Below are 23,849 nucleotides of genomic sequence, written 5' to 3'. Positions count from 1 at the left end.
TGGATTTTTGGCCGAAAGTTGTGCGTGCTGTGGGAGCGCCAGGACGGGCGACCCGGCGGCTCACGCACGCCAACGGCGCTGATCGGACCGGTCTCGGCCGGCTGATCGAACTGACCGCCGCCCACTCGGCGGGCGACGCGTTGATCACGGTCTCCCTGGCGGGCGCGCTGCTCTTCCGGCTGCCCGTCGGACAGGCGCGCGGCCAGGTGGCGCTCTACCTGTTGATCACGATGGTTCCCTTCGCCGTCGTGGCGCCCTTCGTGGGTCCCGTGCTCGACCGCTTCCGCTCCGGGCGGCGCTACATCATGGCCGGGACGCTGTTCGCGCGCGGGCTGCTGTGCTGGGGCATGGCGGGCGCCGTCCACTCCTCCGACGCGCTCACGCTCTTCCCCTCCGCCCTGGCGGTGCTCGTGTTGTCCAAGGCGTACAACGTGTCCCGGGCGGCGATCATGCCGAGCGTGCTGCCCGCCGACATCCCTCTGGTCACGGCGAACGCACGCGTCTCCCTGTTCGCCCTGGTCTCCGCGGGGGTCGGCGCCGCCCTCTCGACCGGGGTGGCCGCCCTGGCGGGGCCCGAATGGGTGCTGCGCGCCACGATGCCGCTATTCATCGCCGCCGGCGTCGTCGCCGTACGGCTCCCGCGGCACGTCGACTCACCCGACGTCGAGATGGACGCCGAAGCGGACGCCGAGGCCGAGGCGGCGCCGTCCCGGCCGTCGAGATGGCGGACCATCCTCAGCGTGGGCCAGGTGGTCGGCGAGGCGATGACCGCGAACGCCGCCATCCGCGTGCAGGCCGGGTTCCTGGTGTTCTTCCTGCTCTTCCTGGTGCAGGACCACCATCTCCACGGCCTCGCCCCCGAGGCCGCCCTGACCCTGCTGGCCATCGCCGCGGGCGGCGGCGGGCTGGCCGGCGCGGCGGTCGCCTCGTGGGTCCGATCCCGCTCACCGCTCCTGACGGTGCTGGTCACGCTCGCCGTGACGACCGTCACCACGGTCGCGGCGGCGTTCTTCTTCTCCCTGTGGACGGCCCTCGTGGTGGCCCTCGTGGGCGCCTTCGCCCAGAGCCTCGGCAAGCTCGCGCTCGACGCGATCGTCCAGCGGGAGATCGGCGAGGAGGTCCGGTCGTCGACCTTCGGCGTCGTGGAGACGCTGCTCCAGATCGCCTGGGTGTTCGGCGGCCTCCTCGGCCTGGTCATGTCGTTGTTCACGCCCGGCCCCACGGGACTCGCGGTGGTCTCCGCGGGGCTCGCCTTCTCCTTCGTGTGGCTTCTCACCCACCGGCGCAGGCGGCTGGCGACCGTCACCCCCGAACCGGCCCACTGACCACGCCACCCGCCGCGTCACCCGTCGATGTCGTCGGCCACCGCCCGCAGAACCGTCGCCACCTTTTTGGCATGGACCACGTCGGGGTGCTTGCCCCGCTGGTAGGAGTTCGAGATGTCGTCGAGCAGCTTGATCAGATCCTCGACGATGACCACCATCTCGTCCGGGCTCTTCCGCTTGCCCTTCGGCTTGGCGGCCTTCGCCAGCGTCGGCGGCTGCTCCAGGACCCGGACCGAAAGGGCCTGCTGACCGCGACGGCCCTCGGCCACACCGAACTCGACCCGCTGCCCAGGCTTCAGCGCCTCCGCGCCCTTGGGAAGCGCCGAAGAATGTACGAATACCTCACCGCCGTCATCGCGCGTGAGAAAGCCGAAACCCTTGTCGGCGTCATACCACTTGACCTTGCCACTCGGCACAGGGGTGACCTCGTTCAGACTGTCGTGAAGGTGATTGCAAGTAGGTTATGCCCTGAGAGGGCCCCTGCGGACCCCCACTCTGGGAAGTAAGCCTGCACATCACGAGATCGACGCGCGAGTGGTTTATCGGCGATTGTTTCCGTTTTCTCCGTGGGGTGGATCGAGCAGCCGAAAGGCCAGCCACGACACCGCCGCGGCGGTTCCGAGAATGAAGAGCACACCGCTCACGTTGTGGAACGACACCATGAACGCCTGAACGGTCCCGCCCTCCGAACGCGCCGCTCCCAGCAGGACCCCGCCGACCGCGTAGGCGAGGACCGGAACGGTCAGACCGATCAGCCGGTCGGAGAACGACCAGCCCTGGCAGGCGAGCAGGGTCAGGGCCGCAGCGGCCCACACGATCGCGGGTATCGGGAAGATGGCCAGGGTCGGCAGGCGGAACGGGACGAGCAGACCCGCCACGACGAGCAGGGCGAGCGCCATCGTCTCGCGGCGGTTGTTCAGGAAGATCGTCCGGGCGTCCCTCCCCCCGGTGGCCATCGGGTTTCCCCCCGCCATCGCCGCGCGGCGCAACCGCAGCAGCGGGGCCGGCCGATCGGCCCGGCGGGTGATCCGCTCCGTCGCGATCCGCCGGCCGTAGATCACGCCGGGGGGCAGCCGCCTGTCGCCGTCCTCGGGGTGGGCTCCGTGGTGCGGTTCCGCGTCGTCGGCGACCACGGGGAAGACCGCCGTGTCCCCCGCCCCGACCGGCCGGGCGTCCTGGCGGGAGGCCGGGTCCGCGGCCTGCTGAGCGGCCTGCTGGGCGGCCGCGAGCCTGCGGACCTCCCGGTCGATCAGGTCTGCCGGCGTCCCGAACCCGGCGATGACCTTCGCGACGTACCTGGCGTCCTCGCTGCCACCGCGCTCCCGCTCGACGCCGGCGCGCAGCCGCTGGACGAAGTCGAGCCGCTGTTCAGGGCGCAGCCTGCCGTGCGCCGCGTCGGCCACCCTGCTGACGAACTCGAGAACGAGCTGGTCCGCACGCTCGATCATGCTCGTCATACTGCCTCACCCCCCGCCCCCGGTCGAGTGATGCTCGAAAAATGCGGCCCTACGATGGAACGGATGACGAGCACTGAGTTCACCGAGTGGCTGCGTGGCCGGACGGACGAGCAGCTGCGCGCCCTCGTGACGGCGCGGCCTGAGCTCATCACGCCCGTTCCCGCTCACGTCGAGGGGCTCGCCGCCCGCGCCGCCAGCCCTTCCGCGCTCGGCCGGGCCCTCGACCGGCTCGACAGGTTCACCCTCGCCGTGGTCGAGACCCTGTCCCTCCAGCCCGGCCCCGTCACGCGTAAGGCGCTCGGGTCGGCGCTGGAGAAGGCCGCGGCCGGCACGGCGGGCAAGAGGGAACTGGACGCGGCGCTCGACGAGGCGCTCGACCGGCTCATGACCAGAGGCCTCGTCTTCGGGTCCGACGACGCGCTGCTGCCCGCCCCGGGAGTCGCCGAGGCCCTCGACCCTCCGGCCGGGCTCGGACCGCCCGCGGCGGAGGTGTTCCGGCATCATTCGCCGGAGGCGCTCGAGGTCCTGCTGAACGACATCGGGGCGCCGCGGCGTGACGGATCTCCCCGCGAGAGGCTGGCCGAGCTCCTCGCCGATCCCACGACGGTGGGACGCCTGGTGGCCGAGGTCTCGCCGCAGGCGCGGGCCGCCCTCGACGAGCTGTCCTGGGGACCGGCGAGCGGACGGCTGCCCAACGCCCGCAGAGAGATCAGGACCGCCACCGCGCAGTCTCCGATCGAGCAGCTCCTCGCGCGCGGCCTGCTCGGGGCGACCGGCGAGGAGACCGTGGCCCTGCCCCGCGAGGTGGCGCTCTTCCTCCGCGACGGTCGCCTCCACCGCGACCTGTCCCCCCGCCCGCCTGCGCTCGAGGGCGCCGTGCGGAAGCAGACGCTCGCCGACAGGACCGCGGCGGGCCAGGCGTTCACGCTGGTACGGACGGTGGAGGAGCTGTGCGAGCACTGGAGCGTCGACGCTCCCGGGGTCCTGCGCACGGGCGGTCTCGCCATCAGGGACCTGAAGAGGACGGCGCAGCTGCTCGATCTGCCGGAATGGGCGGCCGGGCTGGTCGTGGAGATCGCCTACGCCGCGGGGCTCGTGGCGTCCGGCGGATCGGTCGACGGCGAGTGGCTTCCCACCTCGGCCTACGACGGCTGGCGGGTCAAGGCGACCGAGGACCGATGGGCCCTGCTCGCCTCCGCCTGGGCCGCCATGGACCGTGTCCCCGGGCTCATCGGGGAGCGTGACGACCGCGACCGGCCGCTGAACGCGCTCCATCCCGACCTCCGCAGGCCCGCCGCGGCCCAGGTGCGCGCCCAGACTCTGGCCGTGCTCGCCTCCGCGGGTCCCGGCCTCGCCCCCACGGCCGCGTCCGTCCTGGCCAGGCTCGCCTGGGAGCAGCCCAGGCGCAGGGGCGCCCAGCGCGACCGGCTCGCCGAGTTCGCCCTGCGGGAGGCCGAACAGGTGGGCGTCACCGGGCTGGGCGTCCTCTCGGAGCACGGCCGCGGGATCGTGCGCGGGGACGGCACCGCCGCCGGGCTGCTCGCGCCGCTGCTCCCCGAACCGGTGGACCACGTGCTGCTGCAGGCGGACCTGACCGCGGTCGCCCCCGGTCCGCTCACCAGCGACCTCGGCCGGTGGCTCGCTCTGGCCGCCGATGTCGAGTCGAAGGGGGGCGCGACCGTCTACCGCTTCAGCGAACGCTCGATCCGGCGGGCGCTCGACGCCGGGCAGTCGGCCGACGACCTGGCCGGGATGCTCGAGCGCCACTCCACCACCGCCGTCCCCCAGCCACTGGGCTACCTGATCACCGACGTGGCCCGCCGCCACGGGCGCATCCGCGTCGGGACGGCGTCCGCCTACGTCCGGTGCGACGACCCCTCCGTGCTGGACGAGGTGCTCGCGGACAAGCGGGCCGGGCTCCTGCGGCTTCGGCGGCTCGCGCCCACCGTCCTGGCGTCCAAGACGTCCCGGGCCACCCTGCTCGACTCGCTCCGCGCGATGGGATACGCGCCGGTCGCCGAGTCGCTGGAGGGCGACGTGCTGGTCTCCAGGGCCGACAGCCGGCGGACCGACGGCCCGCCGGTCGCGCGCGGCTCCGCCCCGGCCGGGCCGGAGCCCGATGTCGCGGCGGCCGCCATCCGCGCCATGCGGGCCGGGGACGAGGCTCATCGCAGCCGTCGCCGCCCGTCGCACGGCCCCGACGGGCACGTGCCCCGGTCGCCCGCGACGGCGACCATCCAGGCCCTCCAGGAGGCCATCAGGCAAGGGTCACGGGTCTGGATCGGATACCTTGACGCACAGGGTCACGCCACCAGCCGCATCCTCGAACCCGCCCGGATGGAGGGTGGCTACCTCACCGCATATGACGAGACCCGCGCTGCCGTCCACCGGTTCGCCCTGCACCGGATAACCGGCATCGCGGACGTGAGCTGATTCCGGCTCGGTAGTTTGTTATGCGGTCATCCGGACAAGGGAGCGGACTTTGAATGACGGGCCCCTGATCGTTCAGTCGGACAAGACACTGCTGCTCGAGGTCGATCACGAACGAGCCGACGAGTGCCGCAAGGCGATCGCGCCGTTCGCCGAGCTCGAGCGCGCTCCCGAGCACGTGCACACCTACCGGGTCACCCCTCTGGCGTTGTGGAACGCGCGGGCCGCGGGCCACGACGCCGAGCAGGTCGTCGACGCGCTGATCGAGTACAGCCGCTATCCGGTGCCGCACGCGCTGCTCGTGGACGTCGCGGAGACCATGTCCCGCTACGGCAGGCTCCGCCTGGAGAAGGACCCCATCCACGGGCTCACCCTCACCTCCACGGACCGGGCCGTCCTGGAGGAGGTGCTGCGGTCCAAGAAGATCCAGCCGCTGCTCGGCGAGCGGATCGGGGCCGACGCCGTCGCGGTGCACCCGTCGGAGCGGGGCAACATCAAGCAGCTGCTGCTCAAGATCGGCTGGCCCGCCGAGGACCTCGCCGGCTACGTCGACGGCGAGCACCACTCGATCGCGCTGGCCGAGGACGGCTGGGCGCTGCGGCCGTACCAGAAGGAGGCGGCGGACGCGTTCTGGCACGGCGGGTCCGGCGTGGTGGTGCTCCCCTGCGGCGCGGGCAAGACCATCGTGGGCGCCGCCGCCATGGCGCACGCCGAGGCGACGACGCTGATCCTGGTGACCAACACCGTCTCCGCGCACCAGTGGAAGCAGGAGCTGATCAGGCGCACCTCCCTCACGGAGGACGAGATCGGCGAGTACACCGGGACCAAGAAGGAGATCCGCCCGGTCACGATCGCGACCTACCAGGTCATGACGACCAGGCGGCAGGGCGTCTACCGGCACCTGGAGCTTTTCGACGCCCGCGACTGGGGCCTCGTGATCTACGACGAGGTGCACCTGCTGCCCGCGCCGATCTTCCGCATGACGGCCGACCTGCAGGCCCGCCGCCGGATGGGCCTGACCGCGACGCTGATCCGCGAGGACGGCCGCGAGGGCGACGTGTTCTCCCTCATCGGGCCCAAGCGCTACGACGCGCCGTGGAAGGAGATGGAGACGCAGGGCTGGATCGCGCCCGCCGACTGCGTCGAGGTGCGGGTGACCCTCAGCGACGAGGAGCGGCTGGCCTACGCGATGTCCGAGGCCGAGGAGCGGTACCGGTTCTGCTCGACGACGCCGTCGAAGACGCGGGTGACCGAGGCCCTGGTGCGCCGTCACGCCGGCGAGCAGGTCCTGGTGATCGGCCAGTACATCGACCAGCTCGACGAGCTGGGCGAGCACCTCGACGCCCCGGTGATCAAGGGGGAGACGCGGGTACGCGAGCGGGAGCGGCTGTTCCAGGCGTTCCGGGACAAGGAGATCCAGGTCCTGGTGGTGTCGAAGGTCGCGAACTTCTCGATCGACCTGCCCGAGGCGTCCATCGCGATCCAGGTGTCGGGCACCTTCGGCTCACGGCAGGAGGAGGCGCAGCGGCTCGGCCGCGTGCTGCGTCCCAAGGCGGACGGCGGGGGCGCGCGCTTCTACTCCATCGTGAGCCGCGACACGGTGGATCAGGAGTTCGCCGCGCACAGGCAGCGCTTCCTCGCCGAGCAGGGATACGCCTATCGCATCGTGGACGCCGACGACGTGGGCGAGGAGAACCCGGCGAGGTGATCTCGCCGGGCGCGGGTGCCAGGTCAGGTCCAGGAAATCCCCTTGGCCCCAGACAACCGCATCACCCCCCCACACCAGAACAGCAGGAACGCCCATACCCCATCTTTGTGGCAAATCACGCAATTCGCCCTATGCGAGCTATGCCAATTTGGTAGAAATCACAGCGTATTGGGGTGATTACTGGGCGATCACTCCGCCGACGAAGAGCACGCCGACCGCCGCCACCCACGCGAACACCGCGACACCGAGCAGACCCTGCCTCTTGGTGAACCAGGCGACCCCCGTCGAGGCGGCGGCGAAAAGCGCGACGGCGCCGGAGAATCTGGCGGCGGAGGCGATCCGGTCGGCGCACGCACCGGGCGACTCCGCGGCCGGGCAGAAGGCCTCGACGCCCCAGCCCCCGAAGACCGACAACGCCCAGAGGACGGCGAGCAACAGACTCGCCATGGCAGGAATAGCGGGAGGCATCCAGGTCCGCGTCACCTCGGTACAGGTACCCGGGCAGAAGGTGCAACACGCACAAAAAAACCATTTTGGTTCGCTGGACGGCCATCGGTAAGCTCCTGTCTTTCCCGCGTCCTGAAGGAGTTCGGCATGCCGGAAAACGTCCTCGAAGCCGAGCGCGCCCACCTCGCGGTGTCTCGGGCCGCTCTCACGTCGATGCGCGAGCATGCGCAGTCGTTGTCCGCGGACGCCGCCGGCGACTGGGTCTCGCAGCAGATCCTCCAGGGCCTGCTCGACCAGCGGGTCGCCGCTCTGGCCGACCACAAGGACACGCCGCTATTTTTCGGCCGGCTCGAACTGTCCGCCGGCGGCGACATCCCCGGCACGATCTACGTCGGCCGGCGGCACGTCCACGACGACGACAGGCGCGCCCTGGTGATCGACTGGCGGGCCCCGGTGTCCCGCGCGTTCTACCAGGCCAGCCCGGCCGACCCGATGGGCGTCACGCTTCGCCGCAGGTTCGGATACCACGGCGGCGAGCTGACGGCCTACGAGGACGAGCCCATGGACGGCAGGGAGCTCGCGCAGAGCAGGCTGCTGGCCGAGGAGATCGAGCGCCCCCGCACCGGCCCGATGCGCGACATCGTCGCGACCATCCAACCCGACCAGGACGAGATCGTCAGGTCCGACCTGACCGTGACCGTCTGCGTCCAGGGTGCCCCGGGCACCGGGAAGACGGCGGTCGGCCTGCACCGGGCCGCCTACCTGCTCTTCACGCACCGCGAGCGGCTGTCCAGGAACGGCGTCATGATCGTCGGCCCCAACCGGGCCTTCCTGTCGTACATCTCCTCAGTCCTGCCCGCGCTCGGCGAGGTCAAGGTCGACCAGACCACCGTCGCGGGGATCCTGGGCGACCACTCCTTCCCCGAGGATCCGGTCACGGCCGCGATCAAGGGCGACGCCCGGATGGCCGCGGTGGTCGAGCGCGCCCTCTGGCTGCACGTCACCAAGCCCGAGGAGGGCGTGCTCTACACCAAGGGGATCAACCGCTACCGCGTGGCCGATCACGAGGTGCGCGAGATCGTCGCCTCGCTCCGCGGCACGATCCGGTACGCCCCCGGCCGCGCGACGCTCGCCCAGCGGCTCGCCCACGCCGTGCTCGTCCAGATGGAGCGGCGCGGCGAGTCGCCGGACGATCGGGTGCAGGACGCCGTCGCCCGCTCCAAGCCCGTCAGGCAGATCCTCGACACGGCCTGGCCGAAGCTCACTCCCGAGCAGGTGCTCTTCCGGCTGTTGTCGGACGCGGAGTTCCTGGCCAGGGCCGCCAGGTCCGACCTGTCGCCGGAGGAGCAGCAGGCCGTCCTGTGGAGCAAGCCCGCCAAGTCGCACAAGTCCGCGAAGTGGTCGGCCGCCGACGCGGCCCTGCTCGACGAGCTGGCCGACCTGATCGAGCGGACCGCCTCCCACGGGCACGTCGTGGTGGACGAGGCGCAGGACCTGTCCGCCATGCAGCTGCGCGCTCTGGGACGGCGCTGCCGTACTGGATCGGCGACGGTCCTGGGCGACATCGCGCAGGGCACGACTCCGTGGTCGGCGCGGTCGTGGAAGACCGTGCTCGAGCACCTCGGCCAGCCGTCCGGGGAGGTGACCGAGCTGACCCTCGGCTTCCGCGTGCCGCGTGAGGTCCTCGACTACGCCGCCCGGCTGCTCCCGTCGGTCGCACCCGACCTCGCGGCCCCCCGCTCGCTCCGTCCCGGCGCCGGCTCCCTGTCCGTACGGCGCTCGCCCGACGCCGTCGCCGCCGTTCCCGACGCGGTACGGCAGGCACTCCAGAGCGAGGGGTCGATCGGGGTCATCGCGGCGGACGACTCGGTCCAGGCCGTCTCCGCGGCTCTGGACGGCATCGCGCACGGCGTGCTCGGCGCCGACTCCACCGGCGAGGAACGGGTGCTCGTCGTGCCCGCCGGCCTCGCCAAGGGCCTCGAGTACGACCACGTCGTCGTGGTGGAGCCCGCCGACATCGTGGCGGCGGAAAAGCGCGGCCTGGCCCGGCTCTACGTCGTGCTGACCCGTGCCGTCACGACCCTGAGCGTGCTCCACAGCGCGGAGCTTCCCGCCGAACTGCTCTGAAACGGCCCGCGAGGCGATGACCTCTTCGGCCGTCGACTTTGGGCGTCGACTTCGGGCGCCCGGAAATTACTTTTACCTATTTGTCGTAATAAATCATGACACGGCATTATTTGGTGCCGTGAGTGAACCTTATTCCGGGGGCACCCAGCCGGCGGCGCCACCGCCGCCCGGCTCCTACGGATCCCCCTACCCCCCACCGCCCGGCATCCATGGGGCGCCGACCATCCCGCCGCCAGGCCCGCTCGGAGCCCCGTATCCCCCGCCGTACGGATATCCGCCCCCGCCGCCGCCCGCCGCGCGGACGAACGGCTTCGCGATCGCGACCCTCGTCCTGGCGATTCTCGGCGGCGTCCTGTTCTCGATCATCTTCGGCATCGTGGCGCTGGTGCAGATCAGGAAGCGGGGCGACAAGGGCAAGGGCCTCGCGATCGCGGGCCTGATCGTCTCGGGGTTGTGGATCGCCATGTTCGCTCTGCTCATGGCCATCGCAAGCCTGAGCGTCGCACAACGCGACGAGACGGGCGCCGTCACCGGGGGCGGCCAGGTGTCGAGCACCAGCCTGCATGAGGGCGACTGCGTGAACGGCGTGGCCGACGGCAAGGTGGTCACCCGGCTGACCGCTCTGCCCTGCGCCCAACCGCACGACGCCGAGGTCATCGTCAAGATCACCCTTCCGGCTCACCAGGGCCGTGCGGTCACCTGCCTGGTGGTCGACGGACAGGCGGGCAAGCTGACCGGCTCGGCGCGTCCCTGATCACCGAGGCGGCGGACCGAGACACGAAAAAGGGGCGGTTCCCGGTCGGGAACCGCCCCTTCTCGCGTGCAGCGAAGACTTAGAAGTCCATGTCGCCGCCGCCGGGCATGGCGGGAGCGGCCGGGGTCTTCTCGGGCTTCTCGGCGATGACGGCCTCGGTCGTGAGGAACAGGGCCGCGATCGACGACGCGTTCTGCAGAGCGGAGCGCGTCACCTTGGCCGGGTCGATGATGCCCGACTCGAACATGTTGACGTACTCGCCGGTGGCGGCGTTGAGGCCCTCACCCGCGGGCAGGTTGCGGACCTTCTCCACCACGACGCCGCCCTCGAGGCCGGCGTTCACGGCGATCTGCTTCAGCGGCTCCTCGAGCGCCTTGCGGACGATCGACGCGCCGGTGGCCTCGTCACCGTTGACCTCGAGCTTGTCGAACGCGTTGGCGCCGGCCTGCAGCAGGGCCACGCCACCGCCGGGGACGATGCCCTCCTCGACGGCCGCCTTCGCGTTGCGGACGGCGTCCTCGATGCGGTGCTTGCGCTCCTTGAGCTCGACCTCGGTCGCCGCGCCGGCCTTGATGACCGCCACGCCGCCGGCCAGCTTGGCCAGACGCTCCTGGAGCTTCTCACGGTCGTAGTCGGAGTCGGTGCTGTCGATCTCGGCGCGGATCTGGTTGACCCGGCCCGCGATCTGCTCGGCGTCACCGGCGCCGTCGACGATGGTGGTCTCGTCCTTGGTCACGACGACCTTGCGGGCGCGGCCCAGCAGTTCGAGGCCCGCGTTCTCCAGCTTGAGGCCCAGCTCCTCGCTGATGACCTGGCCACCGGCGAGGGTCGCGATGTCGCCCAGCATGGCCTTGCGGCGGTCGCCGAAGCCCGGAGCCTTGACGGCCACCGAGCGGAACAGGCCACGGATCTTGTTGACCACCAGGGTCGCCAGGGCCTCGCCCTCGACGTCCTCAGCGATGATCAGCAGCGGCTTGCCGGCCTGGACGACCTTGTCGAGCAGGGGCAGCAGGTCCTTGTTCGCGGAGATCTTCTGGTTCGCGATCAGGATGTACGGGTCCTCGAGGACGGCCTCCATGCGCTCCGGGTCCGTCACGAAGTACATCGAGATGAGGCCCTTGTCGAAGCGCATGCCCTCGGTGAGCTCGAGCTCGAGGCCGAAGGTGTTGCTCTCCTCGACGGTGATGACGCCTTCCTTGCCGACCTTGTCCATCGCCTCGGCGATCATCTCGCCGATCTGGGGGTCGCCGGCGGAGATCGACGCCGTGGAGGCGATCTGCGCCTTGGTCTCGACGTCCTTGGCGAGCTTGGACAGCTCCTCGCTGACGCGCTCGACGGCCGCCTCGATGCCCTTCTTCAGGGACATCGGGTTGGCGCCGGCCGCGACGTTGCGCAGACCCTCACGCACCAGCGCCTGGGCGAGCACGGTGGCCGTGGTGGTGCCGTCACCCGCGACGTCGTCGGTCTTCTTGGCGACTTCCTTGACGAGCTCGGCCCCGATCTTCTCCCACGGGTCCTCGAGCTCGATCTCCTTGGCGATGGAGACACCGTCGTTGGTGATGGTGGGGGCGCCCCACTTCTTCTCCAGCACGACGTTGCGGCCCTTGGGGCCGAGGGTCACCTTGACGGCGTCGGCGAGCTGGTTCATGCCGCGCTCGAGACCGCGCCGGGCGTCCTCGTCAAACGCGATCATCTTGGCTGCCATAAGGCTAGACCTCCCAGTAGCAGGGTGGTTTTAACGGACCGAGCCGACGCCCGCGACGGCACGGGCCCGCTTTCCTTTCGCAGGCCCCATCGCCTCGATCCCGTGAGTTGTCACTCTCGACCTCAGAGTGCCAAACACGTGTTTAGCACTCTACCCCTGCGAGTGCAAGCGGAAGCCAGCCTGACCAGCTTGTACAGGTAAGTCCGGCCACGAGTAAGGCCCGGCTCGTGGGACGAACCGGGCCTTGCGTAGGGGTGCTGTACAGATCAGACGGTCCGGACGCCTTCCGCCTGCGGGCCCTTCTGGCCCTGCGTGATGTCGAACTCGACTCGCTGGCCCTGCTCGAGGGCCTTGTACCCGTCCATCATGATTGCCGAGTAATGGACGAATACGTCCTTACCACCGTCTACCGCGATGAAGCCGTAGCCCTTGTCCGCGTTAAACCATTTGACGGTGCCCTGCGCCACTTTCCGACTCCTCTTGCTGGGCTGGGGACCACGCCAAGAAGCCCCCGATTACGTCGATCGTCCTCGACCATACCCGTGTCAAGCCGTGGCACAACAGAGTCAATCCGCAAACCACTTCATGGCGTTCGCTCAAAGCAGGAAACGGCGAATATTAAGTTAGGGGCCGGATAGTTGATTGTTACACCATTCTAGTGTGGCGTTTGACTTCGATAATGATAGAAGCGCATGTCAGGCGCATGCGCTTCCGGATCGTTCAGCCGCCGGCCACGGCCGGGATGACGGAGATCTGGCTGCCGACGGGCGTGGGTGTGTCGAGTCCCTCAGTGAATCGGACATCCTCTTCGCCCACATAAACGTTGACAAAACGCCGGATCTTGCCCGTTTCATCCAGGATTCGACCTCCGATGCCCGGATAGTCGGCGTCCAGCTTCTGCAGGACTTCCCGGAGCGTTCCGCCGTCGCTGGATACCTCCGCGGCTCCGCTGGTGTATGTGCGCAGAATCGTCGGAATCCGCACTGAAACACTCATTTTTCGCTCGCTTTCTAGCTTCAGTTGGGCTTGGAGAAACGGCTTCAGTTGGCGAATGCCGTACGGAATGCGTCGAGGGAGGGGCGGATGACGGCGGTGGGCCGCGCGTCGGCGGCGACCGCGTCGAGCGTCTTGAGCCCGTCTCCCGTGTTGAGCACGACGGTCTCCGCGTCCGGGTCGAGCACGCCGTTCCTGACCAGCTTGTGCAGGACGCCGACGGTCACGCCGCCCGCCGTCTCCGCGAAGACCCCCTCCGTCCGGGCCAGCAGACGGATCGCCTCGACCACCTCGTGGTCGTTGACGTCCTCAACCGCACCGCCGGTCCGCCTGGCGATGTCGAGCACGTACGGCCCGTCCGCGGGGTTGCCGATGGCGAGGGACTTGGCGATCGTGTTCGGCCTGACCGGCTGAACCACGTCGTGCCCCGCCTTGAACGCCGCGGAGACCGGCGAGCAGCCCTCGGCCTGGGCGCCGAAGATCCGGTACGGCTTGTCCTCGACGAGCCCGAGCTTGATGAGCTCGCGGAAGCCCTTGTCGATCTTCGTGAGCTGGGATCCCGAGGCGATCGGGATGACGATCTGGTCGGGCAGCCGCCAGCCGAGCTGCTCGGCGATCTCGTAGGCCAGCGTCTTGGAGCCCTCCGCGTAGAACGGCCGGAGGTTGACGTTGACGAAGCCCCACTTCTCCCCCAGCTCGTCGCCGATCAGCTCGGAGCAGAAGCGGTTCACCTCGTCGTAGGTGCCGTCGATGGCGACCAGGCGGCCCCCGTAGACGGCGGCCATGGTGATCTTGGCCTCTTCGAGGTTCGCGGGGATGAAGACGCAGGAGTCGAGCCCGGCGCGGGCGGCGGCCGCGCCGACCGCTCCGGCGAGGTTGCCCGTGGAGGAGCAGGAGAGCGTGTGGAAGCCGAAGGCCCTGGCCGCCTCGAGGGCGATGGACACGACCCGGTCCTTGAACGAGTGGGTGGGGTTGCCGGAGTCGTCCTTCACGTGGAGGGAGCGAAGGCCCAGCTCGGCTGCGAGGTTGTCGGCCTTGACCAGCTTCGTCCAGCCGGGCTGGAGGTTGGGCTTGGTGGCCACGTTCGCGGGGACGGGGAGCAGCGCCCGGTAGCGCCAGATGTTGGTCGGGCCGGATTCGATGTCCTCCCGGCGGACATCGCCGAAGTCGTACGCCACCTCGAGTGGCCCGAAACACTCGGCACAGGCGAAGATCGGCCCGAGGTCGTAGACGGTGCCGCATTCGCGACACGACAGACCGGTAGCGGGGCCGAACTGGGGAGCATCTGTAAGCGCCATGAAGCGAGGCCTTTCCCTCATCTTCGCTCGCGACCACCCTGATCACGAGCCGGAATTGGCACCTGTCCCGGCCGGCCTCGTGGTCACGAGTCGGACGCCGGGAAGGTTGCCGGGGCTTCGCAGGGCCGGTCCCTCCACCCCTCTGGATGAGCAATGTTCAGTTGTAGACCCGCCGAGCAGGTCTCTAGCACTGTACCCCGACGTCCCGCATGTCCGTTCCGTCGTCTCACGATCCGGGATGCGGGCGTCCGCCGCCGTTCAGCGGTAGGCGTCGCCGAGCACCGCCTGGACGTACTTGCGCGCCTGGTGGATGCGCGACTTGGCGGTGCCGACGGGGATGCCGAGCTGGTCGGCGATCTCCGCGTAGTCGAGCTCGCAGATGTCGCGTAACACCAGGGCGTGCGCCAGGTCGGGCTTGTCGGCCTCCAGCGCCTCCATGGCGTCGAGCAGGTCCAGGCGCGACCCGGCGATGACGCTGACCCGCCGGGGGTCGGGCCGCTGCTCGGGCAGTTCCTCCGCCTGCTCCGACGAGCGGCGCTTGAGCGACCGGTAGGTCGTCCTGGCGCAGTTCACCGTCACGATGTGCAGCCAGGTACCGAAGCGGGAGCGGCCCTCGAACCTGCTGATGTTGCGGGCGACAGCCAGCAGCGTGTCCTGCGCCGCCTCCTCCGCGTCCTGCCGGTACGGCAGAAGCCGCTCACAGTGCCGGATGACGTCGGGCTCGATCCTGCGGAGCAGTTCGCCGAGCGATCGATGATCGCCTTGCGCGGCCGTCCTGGCCAGCTCGTCGACCGCCTCGTCCAGTGCCATACGGATCAAGCCTTTCCGCGAATGACCGACATCCTATTGATCGCTGTCAGCTTTGATTAATCTTCGTCCATGCGTGCCCACTCAGTCTTGATCGCCTCCAACCGGGGACCGGTGGCCTTCACCCTGTCGGACAACGGGGCGCTGACCATGCGCAGGGGCGGCGGCGGCCTGGTCTCCGGCCTGTCGGAGGTGGTCAGGGACACCGACGTGCTGTGGGTCTGCGCGGCGCTGTCCGACGGCGACCGCGGCGCCGTACGGCAGGCGCCCGGCGGGCGGCTCGACCAGGCGGGCAACGACACCGGGCCGGTCCGCATGCTGGACATCCCTCCGCCGATCTTTCACCGGGCCTACAACGCGGTGGCCAACTCGACCCTGTGGTTCGTGAACCACCTGCTCTACAACACCCCCACCGCCCCGCAGTTCGACACGCGCTTCAGGCGGGAGTGGGAGTCCTACCGCGAGTACAACGGCGCCTTCGCGCTCGCGCTGGCCGAGGAGGCGGCGCACGACGCCAAGGTGATGGTGCAGGACTACCACCTGACGTTGACGCCCGCGATGCTCCGGATCGAGCGGCCCGATCTGCGCATCAGCCACTTCTCGCACACGCCGTGGGCTCCTCCGGAGTACTTCTCCCTGCTCCCCGACGACGTGGCCGCCGAGGTGCTCTCGGGCATCCTGGGGGCCGACCACGCCGGTTTCCTCACCGCCCGATGGGCCAGCGCGTTCATGGACTGCTGTGAGGCCTTCCTCGGGGCCCGGATCGACCGAGCCGCCCGTACGGTGACCCACGAGGGCAGGACCACCCGGATCGGGGTCCACGCCCTGGGCGTCAACGGAGAGGCGCTCCGGGCGCGGGCGGCCGAGCCCGACGTCGAGTCGCACATGACGGCCATCCGGGACCTGGTCGGCGACCGCAGGCTGATCGTCCGCATCGACCGGACGGAGCTGTCCAAGAACATCGTGCGCGGCCTCGCCGCCTACCGGGAGTTCCTCGGCCGGCATCCCGAATGGCACGGCAAGGTCGTGCATCTGGCCTTCGCCTATCCGTCCCGCCACGACCTGCCCGAATACCGGGAGTACACGGCCGCCGTGCAGCGGTGCGCCAAGGAGATCGAGGACGAGTTCGCCACCGACGACTGGGATCCGCTGATCCTCAACGTCCACGACGACTACGCCCGCTCGCTCGCTGCCTACCGCCTGGCCGACGTGCTGCTGGTGAACCCGATCCGCGACGGCATGAACCTGGTCGCCAAGGAGGGGCCGATCCTGTCCGAGCGATGCGCCCTGGTGTTGTCCCGCGAGGCGGGGGCGGCGGCCGAACTGGGGCCGGACTCCCTGCTCGTCAACCCGTTCGACGTGTCGGGCACGGCCGCGGCCCTCCACGAGGCGCTGATCCTGCCCGAGGACGAGCGGGTCAAGCGCGGTGTCCGGTTGCGCGAGGCGGCGACGGCGATGCCGCCTCACCGCTGGTTCGAGGACCAACTCGCCGCTCTGGGCTGATAACAGCACGGATGTTAGCCTTTCCCTCCATTTGAAGCGTGATACGGGGGACTGGGTGGACTCTGCCACGACCGTGCAGGCAGCTCATTTCACTAGGGATCGTCCCACCTGGTTCATCTATTTGGTCCTTGCCACTTTCGCGACATATCTCTACGGTTTGTCGGCCGCATTGCCCACGCTCCGCGCCGAACTGGGCGTCTCCCAGGCCGTCGGAGGGTTGCACGGCACAGCCATGGCCGTCGGCGGCGTGATCGCGGGTCTCACGCTTCCGCTGCTCAGCGCCAGGCTCGGCCGCCGTGCCACGGTCTGGACCGGACTCGTCGTGATGGACGCCGGCATCCTCATCGTGCTCCTCGGGCACGCGCTTCCCCTCACCCTGACCGGGTTCGCGGTTGCCGGGACGGCGGGCTCGGTCACGCTGTACGTCGTGATGGCCGCGCTCAGCGACCACCAGGGTTCTGCAGGCCCCGCCGCCATCAGCGAGGCCAACGCGGTGGCGGTCATCGCGGGGATCGCGGTCTCCTACCTGTTCAGCGTGGTCGCGGGCTCCGCGGTCGGCTGGCGGGCCGCCCTGTGCGTCCCGATCCTGGCCACGGCCCTGCTCGCCGTGACCATGGGCCGGGTGTGGATCCCCGCGCGCCTCACCACGGATCCGCCGGCGCCGGAGACGTCCCCCACCCGCAGGATCCCGTACGGCAGGCGTTTCCACATCGCGGGCGCCGTGCTGCTGTGCTGCGTCGGGCTCGAGTTCACCTTCAACCTGTGGGCGGCCGAGTTGTTCGCCCAGCAGACCGGCCTGACGGCGGCGGCCGCGGCGAAGGGACTGACCGCGATGCTCGCGGGGATGGCGGTCGGCCGGTTCGGCGGAGCACGGCTGGCCCTGCGCTTCCGCCCGGCCCCGCTGCTCCTCGGCGCGCTCGCCGTGACCCTGCTGGGATGGGCGCTGTTCTGGCTCAGCACGTCGCAACCGGCCGGTTACGCGGGGCTGGCCCTCAGCGGACTCGGCATCTCCCTGCACTTCCCGCTCGCGCTGACCAGGATCATCGACGCCTCGGGAGGCAGGCCCGACCAGGCGTCGGGCACCGCGTCGATCTGGGCGTCGGTGGGGTCGGGCGGCGGGCCGTTCGTTCTCGGCGTGCTGGGAGACGGGTTCGGCACGCACGCGGCGTTCCTGCTCGCGCCCGTGCTCATCGGGCTCGCCGCGCTCGGCCTCCTCAGCTCCCGCCCACTCGCCGGCTGAAGGTCCTGAGCAGCTCCCCCCAGCCCGCCGGCTGATCCTCCGGAGTCAGTTCTCGCCTACGCGCCGGCTGATCGTCCGGAGCAGCTCCACCACACCTGCCGGGCCGTCGACGACGACGTCCGCCCGCTCGGCCAGCGCGGTCACCTCGGTAGAGCCGCTGCACACCCGGACGCCGGGGATCGGCGCGGCCACCACCGCGTCGAACGCGGCGATGTCGCCCAGATCGTCTCCGACGAACATGACGGAACGCGCCTTCCGCTCGGCGAGGAACCTCGACAACGCCCGGCCCTTGTCCACGCCCGCCGGCCGCAGCTCCAGCACCAGCCGCCCCGGCTCGACCACCAGCCCCGTCTCCACCGCGAGCTCGGCGACCGGCTCACGCAGAGCCTCCAGCGCGGCCTCGGGATCGGGACTCGTCCGGGTGTGGACGGCGATCGCCTGCCCCTTGTCCTCGATCAGGACGCCGTCGAGACCGTGCACGATGAGCGGCAGACGCTCCCGCACCTGCTCGAGCCCCCGGGACGCGGGCGGAGCGGTGATCCGGCCGGCCTCCCAGCGCTCCAGCCCGTAATGACCGAGGATGACGAGGCCGGGAACGTCGGCGAGGGACGGCCCGGAGTCGCTCGTCCCGAGCGCGAGAGCCGTACCAGGGGGGCGGCCGGTGACGATCACGATGCCGCCGACCTGCTCCGCCAGCTCGGCGAGCACTTCCGGGGCGTCGGGATGGATCCGGGCGGCTGCGGGGTCCGCCACGATGGGGGCGAGGGTGCCGTCGTAGTCGAGCCCGATCACCGCGCCCTGCGGATCGGCCAGGAGGGCCTCGAGCCCGGCGTGCCGGGGAATCGTCATGGGTTCAGACCGAAACATCGGGCCGCGCGGTCACGCCTGCGGCCGGCCCGCATCCGGCGTAAACGTTTGACCAGCATCGGGTCGTGCTCCAGGGCCTCCGGCCGGTCGATCAGCTCACCGAGGAGCTGGTAGTAGCGCGTCGCCGAGATGTCGAAGGCCTCGCGGATGGCCTGTTCCTTCGCTCCCGCGTACCGCCACCACTGGCGCTCGAACGCGAGGATCTGGCGGTCTCGATCCGAGATGGCAAGCCCATCGCCGTCGGCCGGTTCGGTTTCCATCGGCTCCTCCTCGATGGGCTCGCGGCGCCCGCCATCATCGTAGTAGGGAATCCCGGGGTGTTCAGGCCGGAAGGGCAGTCGTAATGTCACCAAGTGTGACCTCAGTAATCACGCTTCTGACCGACTACGGGCTCGAGGACGGCTGCGTCGCCGCCTGCCACGGAGTCATCATCGGTATAGCGCCAGAGGCGAGGATCATCGACGTCGGCCACCTCATCCCCACCGGGGACGTGAGGCGCGGCGCGGCCATCCTCGCGCAGACCACGCCATACCTGCCCGCCGGCGTCCATCTGGCCGTCGTCGACCCGACCGCCTGCGGCGCGGGACGCGCGGTCGCGGTGCAGGCCGGCGGCCGGGTGTTCGTCGGGCCGGACAACGGCGTCCTGTCGTGGGCCGTCCAGGCCGCCGGCGGTGCCGAGACGGCCTACGAGATCGCCAACGAGGACCTGTTCCTGCGGCCGGTCTCGCCCACGTTCCACGGCCGGGACGTCTTCGCGCCCGTGGCCGCGCACCTGTGCGCGGGGAGCAGCCCCGCCGACGTGGGACCGCCGATCCCGGCCGACAGCCTGGTCCTGCTGCCCGCGCCGATGTGCCGGATCCGGGACGGCGCCGCCGAGGGCGAGGTGCTCTGCGTCGACCGACACGGCAACGTCCAGCTGTCGATCACCGGGGGCGACGTTTCGTCCCTCGGCGTCCGCGCCGGCGACATGCTGACCGTCTGGCTGGGACGGAGACAGATCACCGTTCCGTTCCGGGACACGTTCACGGCCGTTCCGCCCGGCGACCTCGTCGCATTCACCGACTCCGCCGGCCTCGTGGCCATGGCGATCAACTTCGGCGACGCGGCGGAGCGGCTCGGACTTCCGCCCGGAGCACACGTACGGCTCTCGCCGATCCGCCAGCAGGCGTGACTCGGGCGAGAGCCGTACGTGGGGGTTGACGCGGGGGCTACGACTGGGAGTGGACCACGTCGAGAGCCTCGGCGAAGTGGCACGCGCTGGGGTGGTCGGTGCCCGGCCGGATCTGGAGGAGGGGCTCCTCCTTGGCGCAGATGTCCTGCGCCTTCCAGCAACGGGTACGGAACCGGCAGCCGGAGGGCGGGTTCGCCGGTGACGGCGGGTCGCCCTGGAGGATGATCCGCTGCCGGGCCTCGCGGCCCTCAGGGTTGGGCACCGGCACCGCCGAGAGCAGCGCCTGCGTGTAAGGGTGGCTCGGCCGTTCGTAGATCTGGTTGTCGCCGCCCAGTTCGACGATCTTGCCGAGGTACATCACGGCCACACGGTCGGAGATGTGGCGCACCACCGACAGGTCGTGGGCGATGAAGATGTACGCCAGGTTGAACTCTTTCTGGAGCCGGTCCAGCAGGTTCATGACCTGGGCCTGGATCGACACGTCGAGCGCGGAGACCGGCTCGTCACAGATGATGATCTCGGGCTGCAGCGCCAGGCCGCGGGCGATGCCGATGCGCTGCCGCTGGCCGCCGGAGAACTGGTGCGGGTACCGGTTGATGTGGTCGGGGTTGAGGCCGACCACGTCCAGCAGTTCCTGCACCCGCTTGCGGCGGTCGCCCTTCGGGACGACCTCCGAGTGGATCTCGAACGGCTCGCCGATGATGTCGCCGACGGTCATCCGGGGGTTCAGCGACGTGTACGGGTCCTGCATCACCATCTGGATGTTGCGCCGCATGCGCTTGAGCTCGGCGCCCTTGGCCTTGGTGATGTCCTTGCCGTTGACCATCACCGAGCCGGACGTGGGCCGCTCCAGCGCCATCATCACCTTGGCGAGCGTGGACTTGCCGCAGCCGGACTCGCCCACGACGCCCAGCGTCTCACCGCGATGAAGGTCGAAGGACACCCCGTCGACGGCCTTGATGGCGCCGATCTGCCGCTTGAAGAGAATGCCCTGAGTCAGTGGGAAGTGCTTGACCAGGTCACGGACTTGAAGGATGGGCTCAGCGGGAGCCATCGACAACCTCCCTCCAGTAGTGGCAGGCGCTGCCACGGGAGCCACTGATCGGGTACAGCGGGGGGACGGCGGTGGCGCAGTCCTCTCGCCGGTAGGGGCAGCGGGGGTGGAAGGCGCAACCCGACGGCATATCGAGCAGGTTCGGCGGCATGCCCTTGATCGCGTACAGTTCCTGGCCCTTGAGGTCGACCCGGGGGATCGACTCGAGCAGACCCTTGGAGTAGGGGTGGGCCGGGTTCGCGTACAGGTCGTGAACCGGCGCGGTCTCGACGATGCGGCCGCCGTACATGACGGCGATCTTGTCGGCCACGTCGGCGACGACGCCGAGGTCATGGGTGATCAGGATGAGGCCCATGTTGCTGTCACGCTGGAGTTCCGCGAGCAGCCCCATGATCTGGGCCTGGACGGTCACGTCGAGCGCGGTCGTCGGCTCGTCGGCGATCAGGATCTCCGGGTCGAGCGCGATCGCCATGGCGATCATGATGCGCTGGCGCATACCGCCGGAGAACTGGTGCGGGAAGTCGTTGACCCGATCCCTGGCCCCGGGGATGCGGACCCGGTCCATCAGCTCGACGGCCTTCTTCTTGGCGTCGGACCGCGAGCTGCCCCGGTGGATCCGGAACATCTCCGCGATCTGCCAGCCCACGGGGAAGACGGGGTTCAGGGCCGAGAGTGCGTCCTGGAACACCATGGCGATGCCCTCGCCGCGGATCCTCCTGCGCTGGTCCTCGGGGAGCTTGAGGATGTCGACTCCGCGGAACCGGATCTGCCCGCCGGCTATCCGGCCGGGCGGCATGTCGAGGATGCCCATGATCGTCTGAGCGGTCACGCTCTTGCCCGACCCCGACTCGCCCAGCACCGCCAGGGTCTCGCCGGGATTCACGCTGTAGGTGACGCCGTTGACGGCCTTCGCCACACCCTGCCGGGTGTGGAACTCCACGTGGAGGTCCTCGACCTCCAGGAGGGCGCCGCTGTAGGAGCCTCTGCCCGCGGGCTCGGAAAGCACTTCTACCACTTGCTGTGCCTCCTCAGCGAAGCTTGGGGTCGAGGGCGTCGCGCACGGCTTCGCCCAGCATGACGAAGGTCAGCACGCACAGGGACAGGAACGCCGCGGGGAACAACATCGCGTGCGCGCCGGTCCTGATGTAGCTGGTGTGGTCGGCGATCGCGATACCCCAGGAGATGACCGGCTCGCGCAGGCCGATGCCGAGCAGCGAGAGCGTCGCCTCGGCCCCGATGTAGCTGCCGATCGTGATCGTGGCGTACACGAGGATCGGCGCCAGGGAGTTCGGCAGCAGGTGCTTGAAGATGATCCGGAACGGCCCGGCCCCCAGGGCGCGCGCCGCCTGGACATAGTCCTGGTGCTTCGCCTGGATCACCGACGAGCGGGCGATGCGCATGAGGATCGGCCACCCGAGCACGGCGAGCACGATGATGACCACGGCCATGATCGTCACCCTGTCGGGGCTGCTCTGCGCGGGCGCCACCGTGCCGAGGATGATGATCGCACCCAGCACGTACGGCACGCCCAGGAAGATCTCACCGATGCGGGACAGGACCGAGTCGACCCAGCGCGCGTAGTAGGCCGCCAGCACGCCGGCGATGCCGCCGAGGACCACAGTCAGGAGTGTGGCGAGCACACCCACGATGATCGAGGTGCGGGCGCCGTAGATCGTGCGGGCGAAGACGTCGCGCCCCTGCAGGTCGTAGCCGAACCACGCCTCCCCGCTCGGCGGCTCCATGCTCTTGGCCAGAGTCGCGTAGTCGGGGTTCTTGTGCGTGAACAGCGACGGGAAGGCCGCCATGAGCAGGAACAGGATCAGCATGATCAGGGAGATCCAGAAGATCTTCCTGTGCCGCAGAATGTCCCAGGTGTCCTGCCACAGGCTGCGGGGCTTGTTCGAAGCCGACACGACCGATGCCGCGGGCCCCTCGCCGCCGTGAATCAGGTCCTGCGTTACAGAGGGGTCACTCATAGCGGATCCTCGGGTCGAGCACGCCGTAGAGGAGGTCGACGAGCAGGTTTGAGACCAGGTACACGAGGACGAGCAGCGAGGCGATCGGGACGACGATCGTGTAGTCCTGGCCCGTGATCGCCCGGTAGAGCAGACCGCCGATGCCGTGGATGTTGAAGATGCCCTCGGTGATGATGGCGCCGGACATCAGCGAACCCACCTCGGTGCCGAGGAAGGTCAACACGGGGATCAGCGAGTTGCGCAGGAGATGGACGCCGACCACTCGCCGGTTGGTCAGACCCTTGGCGATGGCCGTGCGGACGTAGTCGGAGCGGCGGTTCTCCACGATGCTCGTCCGCGTGAGACGGGCGGTGAACGCCATGTTGAGGCTGGCGAGCACGAAGGCCGGGACGATCAGCTCCATGATCGGCGCCTCGTCGGACACCGTCGGGGTGATGACCTGGAACTGCACGCCGAGCAGCCACTGGAGGAGGAAGCCGGTGACGAAGACGGGGAGCGACAGCAGGAACAGCGTGGAGATGGTGACCACGTTGTCGATGAAGCCGCCGCGCTTGAGGCCGGACAGGACGCCGGCGCTGATGCCGATGACGGCCTCGATGGCGACCGCGAGGAGCGCCAGGCGGATGGTGATGGGCCAGGCGTCGCCCAACTGGGTCGCCACGGGGACCTGGTTGAAGTCGACACCGAGATTGCCGGTGAGCATGTTCTTCAGGAACTGCCAGTACTGCACCAGGATCGGCTGATCCAGGCCGAACTGCGACCTCATCGCGGAGACGTAGCTGTCCGGGCAGGGACGCTGGCCGCATCGGCCGGCGAAGGGGTCGCCAGGAAGCTGCCACACCATGTAGTTGATGAGGAATGTCGTGCCAAGCAGCACGGGTATGAGTTGCAGCAGGCGCCTGATGGTGTATCGGCCCATGCGCACCTCCTGTCTGACGCTAGGTCGTACAGCGTCCCCCGTAGGTCAACACAGGGGCGGGCGTTATT

22 protein-coding genes and 1 riboswitch are annotated in these 23,849 nt (G+C 69.6%); of the genes, 8 read left to right on the top strand and 14 right to left on the bottom strand.

Features of this window, described 5'->3' with window-relative positions; genetic code table 11:
- The first annotated feature begins 29 nt into the window (after positions 1-29).
- Positions 30-1,325, top strand: a complete 1,296-nt coding sequence (locus tag Pph01_RS40190) for an MFS transporter (protein ID WP_239117370.1) — start codon at positions 30-32, stop codon at positions 1,323-1,325.
- Positions 1,326-1,342: 17 nt separating this feature from the next.
- Here Pph01_RS40190 and Pph01_RS40185 read toward each other — a convergent pair whose 3' ends face one another.
- Both Pph01_RS40185 and Pph01_RS40180 read right to left on the bottom strand, forming a co-directional pair.
- On the bottom strand, positions 1,343-1,741 hold the full coding sequence (locus tag Pph01_RS40185) for a cold-shock protein (protein ID WP_204078513.1): 399 nt from the start codon (positions 1,739-1,741) through the stop codon (positions 1,343-1,345).
- Between the two features lie 123 nt (positions 1,742-1,864).
- Positions 1,865-2,773, bottom strand: a complete 909-nt coding sequence (locus tag Pph01_RS40180; RefSeq protein ID WP_204078512.1) for a hypothetical protein — start codon at positions 2,771-2,773, stop codon at positions 1,865-1,867.
- Between the two features lie 72 nt (positions 2,774-2,845).
- Here Pph01_RS40180 and Pph01_RS40175 point away from each other — a divergent pair, with 72 nt between their 5' ends.
- Both Pph01_RS40175 and Pph01_RS40170 read left to right on the top strand, forming a co-directional pair.
- Positions 2,846-5,215 (top strand): helicase-associated domain-containing protein, encoded by a 2,370-nt coding sequence (locus Pph01_RS40175; RefSeq protein WP_204078511.1) that lies wholly within the window; start codon positions 2,846-2,848, stop codon positions 5,213-5,215.
- 49 nt (positions 5,216-5,264) lie between these two features.
- Positions 5,265-6,920: a DNA repair helicase XPB gene (locus Pph01_RS40170; protein WP_204078510.1), complete on the top strand. Its 1,656-nt coding sequence runs from the start codon at positions 5,265-5,267 to the stop codon at positions 6,918-6,920.
- A 177-nt stretch (positions 6,921-7,097) separates the two neighbouring features.
- Here the strand turns inward: Pph01_RS40170 and Pph01_RS40165 are convergent, their stop codons facing one another.
- Positions 7,098-7,367, bottom strand: coding sequence for a hypothetical protein (locus Pph01_RS40165; RefSeq protein ID WP_204078509.1), 270 nt, complete (start codon positions 7,365-7,367; stop codon positions 7,098-7,100).
- 147 nt (positions 7,368-7,514) lie between these two features.
- On the opposite strand from Pph01_RS40165, the gene Pph01_RS40160 reads away from it, so the two are divergent.
- Entirely contained in the window at positions 7,515-9,494 is a 1,980-nt protein-coding gene (locus Pph01_RS40160) for a HelD family protein (RefSeq protein ID WP_204078508.1), read from the top strand.
- A gap of 118 nt (positions 9,495-9,612) precedes the next feature.
- Positions 9,613-10,248 carry a DUF4190 domain-containing protein gene (locus Pph01_RS40155; protein WP_204078507.1) on the top strand — a complete coding sequence of 212 codons (636 nt, stop codon included), beginning with the start codon at positions 9,613-9,615 and terminating at the stop codon, positions 10,246-10,248.
- Positions 10,249-10,327: 79 nt separating this feature from the next.
- On the opposite strand, the gene groL is transcribed toward Pph01_RS40155, so the two are convergent.
- The 5 genes from groL to Pph01_RS40130 all read right to left on the bottom strand — a co-directional run bounded on the left by groL (position 10,328) and on the right by Pph01_RS40130 (position 15,054).
- Positions 10,328-11,953: a chaperonin GroEL gene (gene groL, locus Pph01_RS40150; protein ID WP_203884639.1), complete on the bottom strand. Its 1,626-nt coding sequence runs from the start codon at positions 11,951-11,953 to the stop codon at positions 10,328-10,330.
- Positions 11,954-12,219: 266 nt separating this feature from the next.
- Complete coding sequence (locus Pph01_RS40145; RefSeq protein ID WP_066373698.1) at positions 12,220-12,420, bottom strand: cold-shock protein; 201 nt, start codon at positions 12,418-12,420, stop codon at positions 12,220-12,222.
- Positions 12,421-12,673: 253 nt separating this feature from the next.
- Complete coding sequence (locus tag Pph01_RS40140) at positions 12,674-12,949, bottom strand: MoaD/ThiS family protein (protein ID WP_204078506.1); 276 nt, start codon at positions 12,947-12,949, stop codon at positions 12,674-12,676.
- 44 nt (positions 12,950-12,993) lie between these two features.
- Positions 12,994-14,244 (bottom strand): threonine synthase, encoded by a 1,251-nt coding sequence (gene thrC / locus Pph01_RS40135; RefSeq protein ID WP_239117369.1) that lies wholly within the window; start codon positions 14,242-14,244, stop codon positions 12,994-12,996.
- 14 nt (positions 14,245-14,258) lie between these two features.
- Positions 14,259-14,397, bottom strand: a riboswitch (SAM riboswitch).
- A gap of 105 nt (positions 14,398-14,502) precedes the next feature.
- Positions 14,503-15,054, bottom strand: coding sequence for an RNA polymerase sigma factor (locus Pph01_RS40130; protein WP_204078504.1), 552 nt, complete (start codon positions 15,052-15,054; stop codon positions 14,503-14,505).
- A 69-nt stretch (positions 15,055-15,123) separates the two neighbouring features.
- On the opposite strand from Pph01_RS40130, the gene Pph01_RS40125 reads away from it, so the two are divergent.
- Together Pph01_RS40125 and Pph01_RS40120 are read left to right on the top strand one after the other, a co-directional pair.
- Positions 15,124-16,554: an alpha,alpha-trehalose-phosphate synthase (UDP-forming) gene (locus Pph01_RS40125; RefSeq protein ID WP_204078503.1), complete on the top strand. Its 1,431-nt coding sequence runs from the start codon at positions 15,124-15,126 to the stop codon at positions 16,552-16,554.
- Entirely contained in the window at positions 16,478-17,794 is a 1,317-nt protein-coding gene (locus Pph01_RS40120; RefSeq protein WP_308441946.1) for an MFS transporter, read from the top strand. Before Pph01_RS40125 ends, Pph01_RS40120 begins: the two co-directional genes overlap by 77 nt.
- Before the next feature lie 45 nt (positions 17,795-17,839).
- Here the strand turns inward: Pph01_RS40120 and otsB are convergent, their stop codons facing one another.
- Both otsB and Pph01_RS40110 read right to left on the bottom strand, forming a co-directional pair.
- Entirely contained in the window at positions 17,840-18,643 is an 804-nt protein-coding gene (gene otsB, locus Pph01_RS40115) for a trehalose-phosphatase (protein WP_204078501.1), read from the bottom strand.
- Positions 18,640-18,921 (bottom strand): DUF3263 domain-containing protein, encoded by a 282-nt coding sequence (locus Pph01_RS40110; RefSeq protein ID WP_204078541.1) that lies wholly within the window; start codon positions 18,919-18,921, stop codon positions 18,640-18,642. The genes otsB and Pph01_RS40110 overlap by 4 nt, the downstream gene beginning before the upstream one ends.
- Positions 18,922-19,016: 95 nt before the next feature.
- On the opposite strand from Pph01_RS40110, the gene Pph01_RS40105 reads away from it, so the two are divergent.
- Positions 19,017-19,832, top strand: a complete 816-nt coding sequence (locus tag Pph01_RS40105) for an SAM hydrolase/SAM-dependent halogenase family protein (RefSeq protein ID WP_239117367.1) — start codon at positions 19,017-19,019, stop codon at positions 19,830-19,832.
- Between the two features lie 37 nt (positions 19,833-19,869).
- Here the strand turns inward: Pph01_RS40105 and Pph01_RS40100 are convergent, their stop codons facing one another.
- Genes Pph01_RS40100 through Pph01_RS40085 form a run of 4 tightly spaced genes read right to left on the bottom strand, consistent with a single transcriptional unit; the run spans position 19,870 to position 23,781 of the window.
- Positions 19,870-20,886 (bottom strand): ABC transporter ATP-binding protein, encoded by a 1,017-nt coding sequence (locus Pph01_RS40100; RefSeq protein ID WP_275412934.1) that lies wholly within the window; start codon positions 20,884-20,886, stop codon positions 19,870-19,872.
- Entirely contained in the window at positions 20,873-21,901 is a 1,029-nt protein-coding gene (locus Pph01_RS40095) for an ABC transporter ATP-binding protein (RefSeq protein WP_204078498.1), read from the bottom strand. Before Pph01_RS40095 ends, Pph01_RS40100 begins: the two co-directional genes overlap by 14 nt.
- Before the next feature lie 13 nt (positions 21,902-21,914).
- A complete protein-coding gene (locus tag Pph01_RS40090) occupies positions 21,915-22,862 on the bottom strand; it encodes an ABC transporter permease (RefSeq protein ID WP_204078497.1) in 948 nt (315 codons plus the stop codon).
- Positions 22,855-23,781, bottom strand: coding sequence for an ABC transporter permease (locus Pph01_RS40085; RefSeq protein ID WP_204078496.1), 927 nt, complete (start codon positions 23,779-23,781; stop codon positions 22,855-22,857). Before Pph01_RS40085 ends, Pph01_RS40090 begins: the two co-directional genes overlap by 8 nt.
- Between the last annotated feature and the right edge of the window lie 68 nt (positions 23,782-23,849).

It is taken from the genome of Planotetraspora phitsanulokensis (genome assembly GCF_016863295.1).
GTDB classification, from domain to species: Bacteria; Actinomycetota; Actinomycetes; order Streptosporangiales; family Streptosporangiaceae; genus Planotetraspora; species Planotetraspora phitsanulokensis.
Note: the sequence above shows the minus strand (reverse complement) of the source record. Positions and strands in the feature narration are given on the sequence as shown.